The 14,489-nt window shown below is 69.5% G+C and carries 15 protein-coding genes; 8 read left to right on the top strand and 7 right to left on the bottom strand.

What is annotated here, in order from left to right:
- Window positions 1–212: 212 nt before the first annotated feature.
- Entirely contained in the window at window positions 213–368 is a 156-nt protein-coding gene (locus tag WDJ58_RS17875) for a hypothetical protein (RefSeq protein ID WP_338914662.1), read from the bottom strand.
- 281 nt (window positions 369–649) lie between these two features.
- On the opposite strand from WDJ58_RS17875, the gene WDJ58_RS17870 reads away from it, so the two are divergent.
- Window positions 650–1,423, top strand: a complete 774-nt coding sequence (locus WDJ58_RS17870) for a 2-phosphosulfolactate phosphatase (protein ID WP_338914661.1) — start codon at window positions 650–652, stop codon at window positions 1,421–1,423.
- A gap of 44 nt (window positions 1,424–1,467) precedes the next feature.
- On the opposite strand, the gene WDJ58_RS17865 is transcribed toward WDJ58_RS17870, so the two are convergent.
- A complete protein-coding gene (locus WDJ58_RS17865) occupies window positions 1,468–2,256 on the bottom strand; it encodes a DNA-directed RNA polymerase subunit epsilon (RefSeq protein ID WP_338914660.1) in 789 nt (262 codons plus the stop codon).
- Between the two features lie 188 nt (window positions 2,257–2,444).
- Here WDJ58_RS17865 and WDJ58_RS17860 point away from each other — a divergent pair, with 188 nt between their 5' ends.
- Window positions 2,445–3,656 (top strand): acyl-CoA dehydrogenase family protein, encoded by a 1,212-nt coding sequence (locus WDJ58_RS17860; protein ID WP_338914659.1) that lies wholly within the window; start codon window positions 2,445–2,447, stop codon window positions 3,654–3,656.
- A 42-nt stretch (window positions 3,657–3,698) separates the two neighbouring features.
- On the opposite strand, the gene WDJ58_RS17855 is transcribed toward WDJ58_RS17860, so the two are convergent.
- Complete coding sequence (locus tag WDJ58_RS17855) at window positions 3,699–4,829, bottom strand: hypothetical protein (RefSeq protein ID WP_338914658.1); 1,131 nt, start codon at window positions 4,827–4,829, stop codon at window positions 3,699–3,701.
- Window positions 4,830–4,881: 52 nt separating this feature from the next.
- Complete coding sequence (locus WDJ58_RS17850; RefSeq protein WP_338914657.1) at window positions 4,882–5,334, bottom strand: hypothetical protein; 453 nt, start codon at window positions 5,332–5,334, stop codon at window positions 4,882–4,884.
- A 173-nt stretch (window positions 5,335–5,507) separates the two neighbouring features.
- Between WDJ58_RS17850 and dph2 the strand changes: the two genes are divergently transcribed.
- From dph2 to WDJ58_RS17835, 3 genes are all read left to right on the top strand, one after another.
- Window positions 5,508–6,566: a diphthamide biosynthesis enzyme Dph2 gene (gene dph2 / locus WDJ58_RS17845; protein WP_338914656.1), complete on the top strand. Its 1,059-nt coding sequence runs from the start codon at window positions 5,508–5,510 to the stop codon at window positions 6,564–6,566.
- A gap of 95 nt (window positions 6,567–6,661) precedes the next feature.
- Window positions 6,662–7,552: a DUF7139 domain-containing protein gene (locus WDJ58_RS17840; protein WP_338914655.1), complete on the top strand. Its 891-nt coding sequence runs from the start codon at window positions 6,662–6,664 to the stop codon at window positions 7,550–7,552.
- Between the two features lie 124 nt (window positions 7,553–7,676).
- Window positions 7,677–8,714 carry a hypothetical protein gene (locus tag WDJ58_RS17835; RefSeq protein ID WP_338914654.1) on the top strand — a complete coding sequence of 346 codons (1,038 nt, stop codon included), beginning with the start codon at window positions 7,677–7,679 and terminating at the stop codon, window positions 8,712–8,714.
- 249 nt (window positions 8,715–8,963) lie between these two features.
- On the opposite strand, the gene WDJ58_RS17830 is transcribed toward WDJ58_RS17835, so the two are convergent.
- On the bottom strand, window positions 8,964–9,221 hold the full coding sequence (locus tag WDJ58_RS17830; RefSeq protein WP_338914653.1) for a hypothetical protein: 258 nt from the start codon (window positions 9,219–9,221) through the stop codon (window positions 8,964–8,966).
- Between the two features lie 297 nt (window positions 9,222–9,518).
- Between WDJ58_RS17830 and WDJ58_RS17825 the strand changes: the two genes are divergently transcribed.
- Window positions 9,519–10,151: an METTL5 family protein gene (locus WDJ58_RS17825; RefSeq protein ID WP_338917874.1), complete on the top strand. Its 633-nt coding sequence runs from the start codon at window positions 9,519–9,521 to the stop codon at window positions 10,149–10,151.
- Window positions 10,152–10,279: 128 nt separating this feature from the next.
- Here the strand turns inward: WDJ58_RS17825 and WDJ58_RS17820 are convergent, their stop codons facing one another.
- Window positions 10,280–11,773 (bottom strand): DUF4397 domain-containing protein, encoded by a 1,494-nt coding sequence (locus WDJ58_RS17820; RefSeq protein WP_338914652.1) that lies wholly within the window; start codon window positions 11,771–11,773, stop codon window positions 10,280–10,282.
- A 355-nt stretch (window positions 11,774–12,128) separates the two neighbouring features.
- On the opposite strand from WDJ58_RS17820, the gene WDJ58_RS17815 reads away from it, so the two are divergent.
- The gene (locus WDJ58_RS17815; protein WP_338914651.1) at window positions 12,129–12,407 is read left to right on the top strand and encodes an ArsR/SmtB family transcription factor; all 279 of its coding nucleotides are present in this window, start codon (window positions 12,129–12,131) and stop codon (window positions 12,405–12,407) included.
- Between the two features lie 63 nt (window positions 12,408–12,470).
- Window positions 12,471–12,752 carry a hypothetical protein gene (locus WDJ58_RS17810; protein WP_338914650.1) on the top strand — a complete coding sequence of 94 codons (282 nt, stop codon included), beginning with the start codon at window positions 12,471–12,473 and terminating at the stop codon, window positions 12,750–12,752.
- A gap of 58 nt (window positions 12,753–12,810) precedes the next feature.
- Here the strand turns inward: WDJ58_RS17810 and WDJ58_RS17805 are convergent, their stop codons facing one another.
- Window positions 12,811–14,463, bottom strand: coding sequence for a rhomboid family intramembrane serine protease (locus tag WDJ58_RS17805; RefSeq protein WP_338914649.1), 1,653 nt, complete (start codon window positions 14,461–14,463; stop codon window positions 12,811–12,813).
- Between the last annotated feature and the right edge of the window lie 26 nt (window positions 14,464–14,489).

Here is a 14,489-nt window from a genome sequence, read left to right as displayed (position 1 = left end):
CGGACGGAGCTGTCGCTGTCCGGCGGTGGGCTCGCATCGGGCGGTATCACGCCCCCGGGTGGGGGCGGTAGCGGGGCGGAGTGGTCTCCGGACTCGGCGCGCGTGAGGACGGGCGGCAGGAATCGGGGTGGATCGCACCCGGGCTCGCCGCCCGCCGGAGGCAGCCGCTCCCGGATCGGATCGGGAGAGAACTGCTCAGCTCCGGCGCGCGATCACGCGGCGGGCCGAGTGCGGAGGTGACCGCAGACCGCCACCCCATCCGCACCCGGCCCGGACCAGTCGGCACCGATCACCTCGTCGTAGGTGCCGACCCCGGACCCCTCGCTGTCGGACACAGCGAGCGTCGGGTTGGGGGTGGTGGTCTTCATCGTCGGTCACCGCTCGTCCGTATCGGACGAACGTATCATCCCCTGTAAGGGCATAGATATTAACGTTTTTGCACGTTTGCCAGGCTATGACGCGGCACGGGAATTCGCCCGAAGCATGGGCCGCCGAGCGCGGTATTCCCAGGGTTCATGAGAACGGTCGGTCGTCGGGCGGACGCGGATCTCACCGCCGAACCGTGTCGGTCGCGCGACTCCCGTGTGAAACGGACTCGGGGATGAGGATCCGTAGTTAGCGTTACCTCGCTGCGCGCGCTACGGGGAGTGTGTCACGGACCGAGCCCCTCACTCACCGGACCGCGGAGGAACCGCTCCAGCCCGGGGTGGTCGACATCCCGATCCCCGACGGCCACGACTGGATGTTCTACGAGACGTACCACGAACTCCCCGCCCCCGACGAGCAGCCCGAGGGGACGTACGTCGTCGTCGACGCGATCAACTTCAGCACGACCGTCGCGTGGCTGCTCGACCGCGGCGTCTCCTCGGTCGTCCCGCTGGTCGATCAGGCGTCGGCGGAGCGGTTCGGGACCGAGAACCCCGACGCGCTCGTGGGGGGCGACTACGCCTTCGACAGCGGCGAGGACTCGCTGGTACGGAACTCGCCGACCGACTGCGCCGAGCGGGGGTTCGAGTGGACGGGACAGGTAGTCGGGCTCAACTCGATCAACGGGGCGAACGCGGTCGAGGCGGTCAGGGCGGACGCCTCCGTCGTGGTCGCCTCGACGGTCAACGCCCGCGCGGTGGCCGACTGGCTCGAAGCGGAGGGCGATCCGATCCACTTCGTCGCCGCGGGCACGCGCGGCGAGCACGCCGTCGAGGACACCTTCGGCGTCTACCGGGTCGTCCACCATCTGCTGAACGAGGACTCCTCCGCGGCCGACGTGATCCACCTCCGGCTCCTCGATCACCTCTACGCCAACGCTTCGCACCTGAATAGCCTGCCTGACCTCCACCCCGACCAGCACGTCGTCCGGGCGTTCGACTCGCTGTCGGCGGTGCCGGTCCGGCGGCCGGGCGCTGACTTCCTCGGAGCCGCCTGAGCCGCCGATCACGACCCCACCGGTACCCGCGGGGCCGTGCCTCCCTACCCCGTGTCGTCGGTGTCGTCCGGATCAGCGTCGGGATCCTTCCCAGGACCGCGGTCTCGAAGCTGCGGGAGGTTCGGGTCGCGGTAGGGGTTCCGGCCGAACGCCCTGTCCTCGATGCCCTGCTCGGTCAGCCGCTCGACGAGGACGTTCCTGAGTCTGTTGAGGCTCGTCTTGTCGAGGTCGTGGGCCTCCAGCAGGCGCTCGAACGACGGCTCGTCCTTGATCGAGTGGAAGGCGTCGTAGAGGTCGGCGAGTTCGTCCGGGGACTTCCCGGCGAGGTACTCGCCGTCCTCCAGCCCCAGGTAGCGCCGGCGCTCGACGTCGACGACGTGTCGAACCACCACCAGCGCCACCTTGGGGATGGCCCGCTGGCTCCCGAATGCGGTGAGATCGAGCTCCTCCATCACCCCGAGGACGCGGTCGCGCTGCCAGCCCGTCAGGTCGAGGTGGTTACAGAGCGCGTGGGCCACCCGGAGCTTGTCCAGCCGGTGGATCCGGGAGCTGTGGCCCTGCATCGCCGGGTGGCGCTCCTCGTGGAGACGCCGGATCGACTCGGAGACGTCGCTCGCGGGGTCGCTCGCGCGGCCGATGGTGGTCGCGCTCGGCGAGACCACGTCCCAGCGCCTGACCGCGGCGTCCCGAAGGAGCTCCACCTCCGAGAGCGACCCGTGACCGGCGCGGTCGCTGACCTCGCGGGCCTCGCGCTCGCGGACCGGCGGCTCGACCCCCTCCTCCGGCACCTCCGCTCCGCCCCCGGCGGTCCCGGGCCCGGACTGGTCGCCCATGTCCCCGGTGTTGTGACTCGCGGCGTAAGAACGGTTCGACCGGCTCGACCCGTCGGCTCGCGGGCGGATCGATCCGTCCAGAACTCCCTCGTATAGAAAGCTTGTCGCCAGAGGCACTTAAAGGAATCCGGGGGCCGTCTCCCCCCAGGCGTAGCTTTATTCGGCGGTCGTTCGAACCGTCACCACCGATGCCGTCGTTACTTCCGGCGATGGAGACCGTGGACCTCACCGAGGAGCAGCGGCTGGTCCAGAAGAGCATCCGCGAGATCTGCGAGTCGTTCGGCCCGGAGTACTGGCGCGAGAAGGACCGCGAGGAGGAGTTCCCGAGCGAGTTCGTCGAGGTGCTGGCCGAGGAAGGGTGGCTCGGCGCACTCGTCCCCGAGGAGTACGGCGGCCCCGGGATGAGCACGAGCGAGGTCGTCGTGATGATGGAGGAGATCGCGGCCAGCGGCGGCGGGTTCGCCGCCGCGCAGGCCATCCACGGCGGCATCTACAACGTCCCGCCGATCGTCAACTACGGGAGCGAGGAGATGAAGGAGGAGCTCCTCCCGAAGCTTGCTCGCGGCGAGATCGCCATCCAGTCGCTCGGACTCACGGAGCCGAACGCGGGCTCGGACTCGACCTCCATCGAGACGTTCGCCGAGCGCGACGGTGACGAGTACGTTGTAAATGGCCAGAAGATCTGGATCTCACGGGTCGACGCGACCGACTACATCGTCCTGATGGCCCGCACCACCCCCAAATCGGAGGTCGAGAAGCGGACCGAGGGCATCTCGATGCTCCTGGTCGACCTCGACGAGGTGCGCGATCAGGGCACCTTCGACATGAAGGCCATCCCCAAAACTGCGTCGGGGGCAGTCCACTCCTACGAGCTCTGGTTCGAGGACATGCGCGTGCCCGCGGAGAACCTCATCGGCGAGGAGGGCGAGGGGTTCTACCAGGTGCTCGACGGGCTGAACGAGGAGCGGGTCGTCATCGCCGCCGAGTGTATCGGCCTGGCCGAGGCGGCCATCATGGCCGGCGTCGACTACGCCAACGAACGCGAGGTGTTCGACCGGCCGATCGGGAAGAATCAGGCCATCCAGCACCCGCTCGCCGAGGCGTTCGCACACACCACCGCCGCCAAGCAGGTCGTCTACAACGCGACCGAGGCCATCCACGGCGCGGATCGCCGGATGGCGGGCGTCCACGCCAACACCGCGAAGTACCTCGCCGCCGAGGCCGCCTTCGAGGCCGCCGACATCGCCGTCCAGGCCCACGGCGGCTTCGGCGTCGCCCGGGAGTACGACGTCGAACGCTACATGCGCGAGGCCCGGCTGACCCGCCTCGTCCCGATCGCCCAGGAGCTCGTGCTGAACTTCCTCGGGACGAAGGCGCTCGGACTCCCACGGTCGTACTGAGAGTAGTACCCGAGTCCGGATAACCAGCTCCTGTCCGGAACGCTACTCCAGATTCCGGGTCCGTTCGGTGAGGGGGAGTTCCTCGAAGATGCCGTTACACCCCGAGAGCCGATCCTTCGCGTCGCCGAGGAGCCGCCTGCGCCGGCTGCCGTTGTCCTCCGAGCCCGCGTCGGCGGAGGTCTGCAGGTCGTCCGCGGCGGCCGCGAGGTGCTCCGCCGCGCAGGCCAGGTCCGTCGTCCGCTCGCCCACCACGGAGGCGGAGACGTCGGGGGCGTAGAGCGCCGCGCTCGCGTTCGACAGGCTCCCCTTCGCCGCCCGGAAGTGCCGACGTGCCTGCCCGAACTGGCGCTCCTCGTAGTCGGCGACGCCGGCCACGAAAGAGGCCACGGCCGCCGCCGTGCGTTCGGCCTCCTCGACGACGACCCGGAAGGTCCGGGCGGCGGCGCGGAGCTGGGCGTTCTTCTCCTCGAACAGCTCCGCCGTGACGCCCGGGACGACCGCCGCATCCTCGGCCGCGATGGACTCGGTGGCGGCGTCGAGTCCGCTCTCGACGGGATCGACGAGCGGTTCGAGGTCGTCCGCGGCCGACGCGGCCGCCGCCGCCTCGCCGGCGTAGATCGCGTCCCGGGCCGTAACGTAGGTCTCGAGCGCCCCGGTCGCGGCGGCCTGCGCCTCGCCGAGGTTGCGGAGCCAGGTCGCCGCACGGCGGAGCCGTTCCACCGTCTCCGTCTGGTCGCCCGTCGCGGACCCCTCCGCCCGGGCGATCGCCTCCTCGGCCCGGGTGAGCGGATCGGAGAGCCGGTCGGTCGTGAACGGGACGGTGACGTCGACCGACAGGAGGGTGACGTCACCGCCGCCGTTCGCCGCCGCCTCGTAGGCGTCGACGGTCTCGCCGAGCGCCGCCGTGGCCGCCTCGATCGCCCGGGTCGCCCGCTCGGCCCCCGTCGCCGTGTCGGTCGGCTCCGACGTCGGTTCCTCGGTGGCCGTTCCGGTCGCGGTGTCGGTCGGTCCTTCGGTCGCGGTCGTCGTCTCCGTCGGTGGCGTCCCCGTCTCGGTGGGGCTGTCGGTCGCGGCTCGCGTCGGGGTCGTGGTGGGGGTCTCGCTGGGCTGGTTACACCCCGCGAGCGCCGCACCCGCTCCGGTCAGGAGGGCCAGAAAGGCTCGGCGATCCATACCATCCCGGTGTCTGCCCGCTGAAAAGAGTATTCCGGCTAGCGGGTCCGGTTCAGGGAACCGAGGGGGCACCGCCGAGGACGACGAGCGCGTTCCAGCTAGTGAGCAGCGCGCCCGTCAACACCAGTCCGAGCGGGACGCCCGCGGCGTGGGGATCCGGTACCAGACGCCAGAGGACGTAGAACGCGAGGAGCGAGCCGAGTTTGAGCGGGAAGACGGCCCCGAGACCGTACATATCGACGAGTCCCGCGGCGACCGGCCCGGCCTCCACGGCTCGCCCGCTCGAAACGCCGACGACGGTGGTGAGGAGGTCACCGACGCCGTAGAGCCCCACCGCGAGCGCCCAGAGCAGCCGTGTGCGACCGGAGAGTACCTCGATGTGGTCCCTCTCTCCACCCTCCGCTCCGCCGGTCCGGGGGGCCGTGTCGACCGAGCCGTCGACCGGTGGCGCGTCGCGGTCCCCGGACCGTCGCGTCGGCCCCCCGGTGTCCCGTCGCCCCTCCATCGGACGGACGTCTCGACGGCGGAACATGAGCGTTCTGGCGGGGGCGTCCGCTACCGCTCCCGAACCCGAACGGGCTCCCGAACCGCCCGTCCGACCGGTTGCGGGCCGACTCCCATTCGGTCGGTCGGCGCGAAGCACGCACGTTTTACGCGGCGCGGCGCTATCGCGACCCAATGAGCCACGAGACGCCCGCCGAGGGCGACAGGGAGGGCGACCTCACCCGGACGGGGATGTCGCTCAAACACGAGCGGACGTGGGACTACGAACTCGACCGCATCGTCGAGGCGGTCGAGGAGCGCGACGCCTCGACCGTCGGCCTGCAGTTCCCCGAGGGGCTCAAACGCCGCGGCCCCGCGGTCGCCGACGACCTGCGCGACCTGCTCGGCGAGGACGTGAACGTGCTGATCTCCGGCCAGCCCTGTTACGGGGCGTGTGATCTGGACACCTACCTGATGCGCCGGACGGACGTGTTCGTCCACTTCGGCCACTCCCCGATGAAGGAGTCGGAGAAGATCATCTACGTCCCGCTGTTCTCGAACGTCGAGGTCACGCCGATCATGGAGGAGTCGCTGGCCGAACTCGCCGATCCCGGGGCGGATCCCGACGTGGGGCTGGTGACGACCGCCCAGCACATGAACAAGTTCGACGAGATGCGCGCCTGGCTCGAGGAGCGGGGCTACACGGTCCACACGAGGCGGGGCGACGAGCGGCTCACCCACGAGGGACAGGTGCTCGGTTGTAACTACGCCAGCGCCGAGGTCGACGCCGACCAGGTGCTCTACGTCGGCGGCGGGAAGTTCCACCCGCTCGGGCTGGCGATGGAACACCCCGAGAAGAAGGTCGTGATCGCCGACCCCGTGAACAACGTCGTCACGGTCGCGGACACGGAGAAGTTCCTCAAACAGCGCTACGGTGCGGTCCACCGCGCGATGGACGCCGAGACCTGGGGCGTGATCTTCTGTACGAAGATCGGCCAGGGCCGCTGGGACGTCGCCGAGGAGATCGTCGACTCGAACGACGACGCCTACCTGCTCACGATGGACGAGATCACGCCCGACCGACTGACGAACTTCGGGATGGACGCCTACGTCAACACCGGCTGTCCCCGGATCACGACCGACGACGGCCCGCAGTTCAAGAAGCCGATGCTCACGCCCGGCGAGTACCGGATCGCCGTCGGCGAGGAGCCCCTGGAGAACCTCTCGTTCGACACGTTCCACGGCACCTGGTAACGGGCGCGCGCTGGCGCTCTTTCCTCGTAGAGACCGGCGATCCGCGCTCGAAAACGGACGAAGGACTAATTTACTCGAACTGGAATCGTGAGCAGATGCCCCCGGAAGGAGAGCCGTTCCTCGTCGCGTGGTACAGCGAACACCTCGGCGAGCCCGACCGTCGCGTCGACGTCTACCTCGGCTTCGGCCTGTTCTTCGCGGGCGTCGCGATGGGGCTGAGCGGGCTGGTGCTATTTGTAGTCGAGCGGGGGCTGTTCGACGGCCGGGTCTGGTGGATCCGCGAGGTGGCGTTCGTCGCCGGGGCGCTCGGGCTCCCGGGACTACTCCTCGGGACGGTCGTGCTGCTACCCGTCGACCGGCGGGCGCTCTACGGGGCCGCGGCGGGGGGCGCGGTCTGTCTCGGTGCCGTGGGGTTCTTCGTCTACGCCTATCCCTACGAGTGGAACGTCACCTCGGGGGCGGACTACAGCGCGGCCGGTGCGACCGTCTACGCCGTGGGGCTGATCGCGGTCGTCGCCGCGGCGGGCGCGGCGCTCGTGAGTTATCACGTCGAGCGGGCGAACGGCCCCGTCGTCGCGACCGAAACGGAGGACGCGGACGGCGGTCCGGAGGTCACCGACGAGCAGGTCCGGCGTGACATCGACGAGGCGACGGCGGCCGCCGACCTCTCCTGGGGCGGAGTCCGAAAGACCGAGACCAAGCGACTGAACCTCAACACCGACGGCGTCGAGGAGCTCGACCGGAAGGGGTTCGACGGCGTGGAGGCGAAGCGCGTCCGCGGGACCGGCATCGACGACTCCATCCAGGGACTGAAGGCGATGAAGGGCGACGTCGATCGGAGCGCCCGCTCGGAGGGTGGCGTCGACGGCCAGGCCTCCGCGCTCAAGGAGCTCCGCGAGCAGCAGCGCGCGGAGGAGCTCGCCACCCGGGAGGGAGGGATCGTCGCCCGGATCCGGGGCGTGCTCGGGATGGACGGCTCCCGGTAGGCGGGCCGGGCGAACGGTGGATTCTTCGCGGGGTTTTCACCGAATAGCGACGCTACGTGTCTTTCTTTAGCTCATAATTTGAATTGGGACAAGTAGTATTTGTTCCGTACGACGATCGTCAGACATGGCTCGAGGCATCGACGTCGGCACGATGAACATCATCTCGGCCGAGCAGGACGGCAACGAGACGGTGTTCGTACAGCAGCGCAACTCCTTCGTGGAGATCGAGTACTCGGACATGGCCGAGGAGATGCTCTCCCGGAGCGAGGTCCTACATATCCGCAAGGACGACTCGGTGTACGTCGTCGGTGACGACGCACTGAACTTCGCGAACATCTTCAAACAGGAGACCCGTCGACCGATGAGTCACGGGATCCTCTCGAGCGACGAGAGCTCGGCGATCCCGATGATCAAGCTCATCCTCGAACAGGTCGTCGGCGACCCCGAGCGCCCGCGCGAGCGGCTGTTCTTCTCGACACCCGCCGACCCGATCGACTCCGACCTCAACACCCTCTACCACCAGAAGACCCTGGAGTCACTGCTCGGGGACATGGGGTACGACCCCGAGCCCATCAACGAGGGGATGGCGGTCATCTACTCCGAGCTGGCCGACTCGAACTTCACCGGACTGGGCGTCTCGTTCGGCGCGGGCATGACCAACGTCTGCCTGGCGTACTACGCGGTGCCGGTCATGACGTTCTCCATCGCCCGCGGGGGCGACTGGATCGACGAGCAGGCCGCCCGCGCGACCGGGACGAGCGTCGACAAGGTCACGGCCACCAAGGAGGACGACTTCGGGCTCGACTTCACGACCGACGTCGGCGGGATCGAGGGTGCGCTCAGCATCTACTACGACAACCTGCTCGACTACGTCATCGAGAACGTCATCGCGGAGGTCAACGAGGAGGACGTCGAGGAGGACCTCGACGTCCCCGTCGTCGTCACCGGCGGCACGTCCTCGCCGGAGGGGTTCGCCGATCTCTTCCAGGATCGACTCGACGACGCCACGGTCCCCTTCTCGATCAGCGAGGTCCGCCGCGCCGAGGAGCCGATGTACTCGGTCGCCCGCGGCGCGCTCGTCGCCTCCCGGACCGAGGAGGCCGAGGGCACCCCGGAAGCCGAGGCCGACGCGGCGGTCGAAGCGCCGTCGGCCGAGGACTGATACGGTCGGGCGTGACGATCTACCGGCGATCGCAGAACTCCGTCAGCGATCATCGGTGAAGGACTACGCCCGACCGTATGAGCGGACCAGAAACCACGATTCTTTCGACGCCACAGCCGAGAGCGCCGGCACCACGACGCTCGGCCGATCCGACAACCGACCGTCCGTCGACTCGTGGTGCACGTACGTGTCCCCCCGTCGGTGGGAGTCCGCGCCGTTCTCGATCGACGATCCCGTCCGGCGCCTCGCTCAGTTGGCCCGGTCGCCGTCCCCGTTCGACCGGCGGCCGTCCATCGCGGCCGCCGTCTCGGCGAGCCGCTCCGCACCGAGTTCCCGTCGGTCGCCCCGGTGGAACCGTCTGAGCGCCTCGCTCCACGTCTCCGGTATCCGGATCTCCCCGTGGTGGTCGGCGGAGACGCCGGCCCACCCACATCCGGGACACGAGGAGGCCTCGCGGTCGCCCTGTCGGTAGCGGTCGAGTCGCTCCCCACACCGTGGGCAGTCCATGTCGGAACGTCCCACCCGCGAGTGTTAATTCCTCGCTCGATTACGGGCGGTGGCGGCCGATTGGACACCGTTCGTCCGTCGGGTCGAGACGCTCGCGTTCGACGGGAGCCCGGACGGTGCGGCTCCGGAAATTACTACAGGGTATTAATAAGGTCTTTGTATGTCCGAGAGAAATGCGTCGCTCGTGAGACCGAACGGCACGTGGCGCGGCTCCGTTCCGCGCCGGAGGGGCGGCGCATCGAGGCGTGCGAGCACCCGCGAGGCGGGGCCCTCGTGGCGACACGGTGGCGGTCGGGCGTGACCGAGACGCGGCGGCGACTGGCACAGGAACTCGGCGTCGTCGCGGGGTTCGACGACCCGAAAGCCCCCCTCGAACAGTACCACACGCCCCCCGACCTCGCGGCGCACATCGTCCACCTCGCCGACCTCCAGGACGACGTCGAGGGCCGGACGGTCCTCGACCTGGGCGCGGGGACGGGAATGCTGACGCTCGGGGCGGCCCTCCGGGGTCCCGCCCGCGCGGTCGGCGTCGAGATCGACCCCGCGCCGCTGGCGACCGCGAGGCGAAACGAGCGGCGCGTCGGCGCGCGTGCGGACATCGAGTGGATCCGCGCCGACGCGACCGACGCGCCGCTGTGTCCCCCCTCCCGCGAGGACGTCACCGTGCTGATGAACCCGCCGTTCGGCGCTCAACGGGGGAACGAGCACGCCGACCGGGCGTTCCTCGCGACGGCCGCGCGGCTGGCGGGCGTCTCCTACTCCGTCCACAACGAGGGGAGCCGCGAGTTCGTCGAGGCGTTCGCCGCCGACGAGGGCGGCGAGGTCACACACGCCTTCTCCGCCGAGCTCGACCTCCCGAGACAGTTCGACTTCCACGAGGCCGACGCCGAGGTCATCGACGTCGAGGTCTACCGGATCGCCTGGGGCTGAACGGGCCCGCGGTGGAACGCTACCCTCTCTCCAGCGCCCGGACCTCCCGTCCGAAACGGCTCGTGAGCGGAACGGAGCGGTTCGTCACGGCGGACTCCATCGCTCGTGTCTCGTAGCTCGGCGATCGACTATCCGGACATCCCGCCGGTGTCCTGCGCGACGACGAGGTCGAAGGGGGTGTCGGCGGGTTCGTCGTCGGGGGTGAGGTAACCCGCCGCGAACGCGGTGTAGACCTGCTCGCCCGCGAGACTGACGTCGAACTCCGCGGCCACGTCCCCGTCGTTGCCCTCCGTATCACCGCGAACCTGAACGGTGTAGTCCCCGGCGGGGACCTCGACGTAGCCGGACTCGCCGTACGCGACCCCATCGAACAGGGCATCCCCGGATGCGGCGACCGTCACGTCGACCGCGGGAGCGTCGGGCGAGGCGTGGACCACACGGAGCCTGGCCGTGTCGCTTCCCGGATCCGAGTTGTCGTCCGTGAGGACGAGCGGCTCGAACGGCTGGTCGGCCATGTCGCCGAGCTCGCCGACGGCGGCGACCGTGTACGCCTGCTCGGCCTCGAGCGACACGTCGCCCGAGAAGACCGACGTGTCGGGGTCCCCGGCGGCGGTGATCTCGACCGTGTGCGTGTCGGCCGAGAGGTCGAGGTAGTCGCTCACGGCACCGAATGGGACGTCCTCGAGGACGGCGGAGCCGTCGACGTAGACGTCGACGTTCGGGGCGTTCGGCGACATGTGCGCGACGCGGAGGCTGGCCATGCCACCGTCCGCCATCCCACCGGTGTCCTGTGCGACGACGAGATCGAAGGGTGTGTCGGCGGGTTCGTCGTCCGGAGTGAGGTAGCCAGCGGCGAACGCGGTGTAGACCTGGCCACCGGCGAGGCTGATATCGAACTCCGCGGCCACGTCGCCGTCGTTGCTCTCCGTGTCGCCGCGGACCTGGAGGGTGTAGTCGCCAGCGGGGACTTCGACGTAGCCGGACTCGCCGTACGCGACCCCGTCGTACAGGGCGTCACCGTTCGAGGCGAGCGTTACGTCGACCGCCGGTGCGTCCGGCGAGGCGTGGACCAGTCGCACCCGGGCGGTGTCGCTTCCCGGGCCCGAGTTGTCGTCCTCGAGGACGAGCGGCTCGAACGGCTGGTCGGCCATGTCGCCGATCTCGCCGACGGCGGCGATCGTGTAGTCCGTGTCCGCGGCGACGGGGACCGCGCCCGAGAAGACCGACGTGTCGGGGTCCCCGGCGGCGGTGATCTCTACCTCCCGCTCCCCAGTGGGAACCTCGAGGTACTGGCTCACGGCACCGAAGGGGACGTCCTCGAGGACGGCGGAGCCGTCGACGTAGATGTCGACGTTCGGGGCGTTCGGCGACATGTGGGCGACACGGACGTTCGCGCTGCCGGCCGGGGTCGCCGTCTCCGTCTCGGTGTCCGTCTCCATCGCCGTCTCGGTCGGCTCGGCGGTCGGGGTCGACGTCGGCGCCTCGGTGGGCGTCCCGGTGTCACCGCCACCGCCGTCGGCGTCGGGGCCGCCTCCGGAACAGCCGGCGAGGCCGACGGCCGCTCCGGCTCCGATACCCAGCAGGATCCGTCGTCGAGTGGTGTCTGATGGATCTTTCGTCATCCGGTCTCCTCTGGGTCCGTTCACCGAATAACGACTTTGGGAACTGAGGCTAGAATCTCCCGTTAGAGTCCCGAAGATGCGTGGTAGAAGCCTCTAGAACCCCGTTTTCTGGCGAGCGGTCGAAACCGTTTTTACCGTCATCTGCCGACGTGTTCACGTGAGTAACGGATCCAGGGAGACGTTCGCGCTCCCCGCCGAGGGCCGCCCCGGCGAGGTGGGGCCGGTGGAGAGATCGGTCCGCCCCCGCGGTCGTGCTCGGGGGGGACCGACCGGTCGAACGGCCGAGAGGGGAACCCGTGGCGACCCGAATCCGTCTCGGTGGATTCTTCTCCCGTGGCTGAATATTCGGGGTATCATGGAGACGGTCCTCTGGCAGGCCCTCGCCGGAACCCGAGGAGGACCTAACCGTGCCCGCATCATCCGGGCGCTCGACGCACGGCCGCGGAACGCCAACCAGCTGGCCGAGGACCTCGATCTGGCGTACAACACGGTCCGTCACCACCTCGACGTGCTCGAACGGAACGGCATCGTCACGAGCGGTGACGCGGACTACGGAACGGTGTACCTGCCGAGCGAGCGGTCCCGGTCCCACTGGGACACCGTCGAGGAGATCATCTCACAGGTGGAGGACTGATATGAATCACGATCGACACGACAGCCGAGCACCGCCACGCCCCGAGTTCGGAGGTTCGACGCCATGAGCCTCGCGTTAGACGCGGCCAGGATCGCGGCCGCACTCAACGTCCTCATGCTACTCCTCCTGCTCAGGATATGGGTGGGGACGTACCGCGAGATCCGCGCCCCCCTCACCCTCGGATCGATCGTCTTCGCAGTCCTCCTGCTGGCCGAGAACGCCGTCGCGCTCTACTTCTACTTCAACGCCCCGGCGATGCCGTCGCTGGCCGTCCAGGTCATGATGCTCCTCCAGGTCCTCGAGACCGTCGCCATCGGGGTTCTCACGTACATCACGTGGCAGTGACCCTCGGTGCCCGAATCCGTGCGTCCATCCTCCCGATCCCCGTCGCGTAAGACGGGAGCTACTCCTGGGCCTCCGGCCCGTAGGTCTCGCGCTGTGCGACCCTCACTCGCGTCCCGTTCGCCGCGGCGAACAGCTTCCCCTCCCGGTTGGTGAACGTCAACCCGCCCGTCTCGACCGTCCCGTTGGCCGCCGGTATCGGCGCGCGACCCAGGGTGACGTTCCCCCGGCTCACGAGGAGGCCGAAGCCGTCCCTGACGGGGTAGACGGTGACGTTCCGCCCGGCGACGATCGGCTCGGCGGTGGCCGGGTCCGCCGTCCACGCCAGCTCCGGGGGTTCGCCGACCCGGTGGAGACGGATCTTGTACGTCGCACCCGCACCCGCGACCGACCAGCCGGTCCGGTTGACGACGACGGACTCTCGCCAGCCGACCCCGCCGAGGCGGATCCGCCGCTCGCCCGCGAACGCGAGCTGCGAGCGGCTGACCGCCGTCCACCAGATGCCCCGGTCCTCGCTCACCACGATGGCACCGCTGGCCCGCACCGAGGTGTTGATGCCCGGGATGTCGATGACGGAGACGAGCTGGTTGGTCACCCCCTCGGCGTAGTAGACGTCGTAGTCGCGCACCTCGACACCGGGGTTCCCTTCGATGGCCTCGTCCCCGGCTCTCGGCGCGAGCGTGTTGTACGGCACCGCGGCGACCGAGAGCGCGACCAGCACGGCCAGCGTCAGCCCCAGGGCCGCCTCGTGGCTCCGGAGGTCGATACGGGCGAGGAGCGTCCGGGTGGAGGCGGTCGGTGCGGCCGCGACCAGTCCCGCGAGTAGCATCACGAGTGCCAGCCCCCCGGCCCGGAACAGTTCGTACCGACTCCCACCGAGGAAGGTGTACACCGCCCACAGGCCCTGGTCGATCGCGAACAGCAGCGCCGCGACGAACAGGTGGGCGGGGTCCGGTCTGATCCCCCGACGACGGACCAGCAGCGCCGCCAGGAGCACGCCGACGAACAGCCCGACGGCGTGGCCCTGGATGGCGACGTCCGCCCACCAGGGCGAGGAGAAGCTCGGCTGTGCCCTCCTGACCAGTGTCGGGCTCTGTAGCGCCCGGTAGAGGAGGCTGACGAACCCGCTCGCGAGCAGCGCCACGAGCGTCCCGAGCGGGTAGCGGACCAGCGCGAACCCGGCGTAGGCGAACACCACCCCCGAGAAGCCGATGACCGGCCCCAGCGAGAACGCCGAGGTGAACACCCCGACGGCGAGCGAGGCGAGCACGAAAGCGCCCACGCGGGCGAACGGGTTCGTCCGGAGCGAGGCGAACGTCGCCGAGCCCCGCTCGGTCGGAAAGTGTCCCCAGGCGTACTCCGCCAGCGTGCCGAACGCGAGGGTGGCGAGGAGGTTCCCCACGAGGTGGCTCTGTCCGGTGTGTGAGAAGCCCGCCGTGAGTATGCCAAGCGGGTAGAGATACGACCACGCCCGGAACGGGATGACGACCGGCCGGTACCAGTGCTCCCACCCGCCCTGGAGGAGGAGGTAGACCGAGAGGACGAAGCCCACGACCAGGAGGGTCCCCCACGGGACCCCGAGGACGAACCGTCGACGGAGGGCTCGCCCCCACCGCCCGTTCGGCCGGGCGAGGCTGACGAGGACGACCAGGCCGACCAGCGCCGAGACGAGGAGGCCCGCCTGCCACACCCACGGCGGGACCGCGACTGCCATAGCACCCCCACGTCGGCCCGTGATTT

This window comes from Salinirubellus litoreus (genome assembly GCF_037335815.1).
GTDB lineage: Archaea > Halobacteriota > Halobacteria > Halobacteriales > Haloarculaceae > Salinirubellus > Salinirubellus litoreus.
Note: the sequence above shows the minus strand (reverse complement) of the source record. Positions and strands in the feature narration are given on the sequence as shown.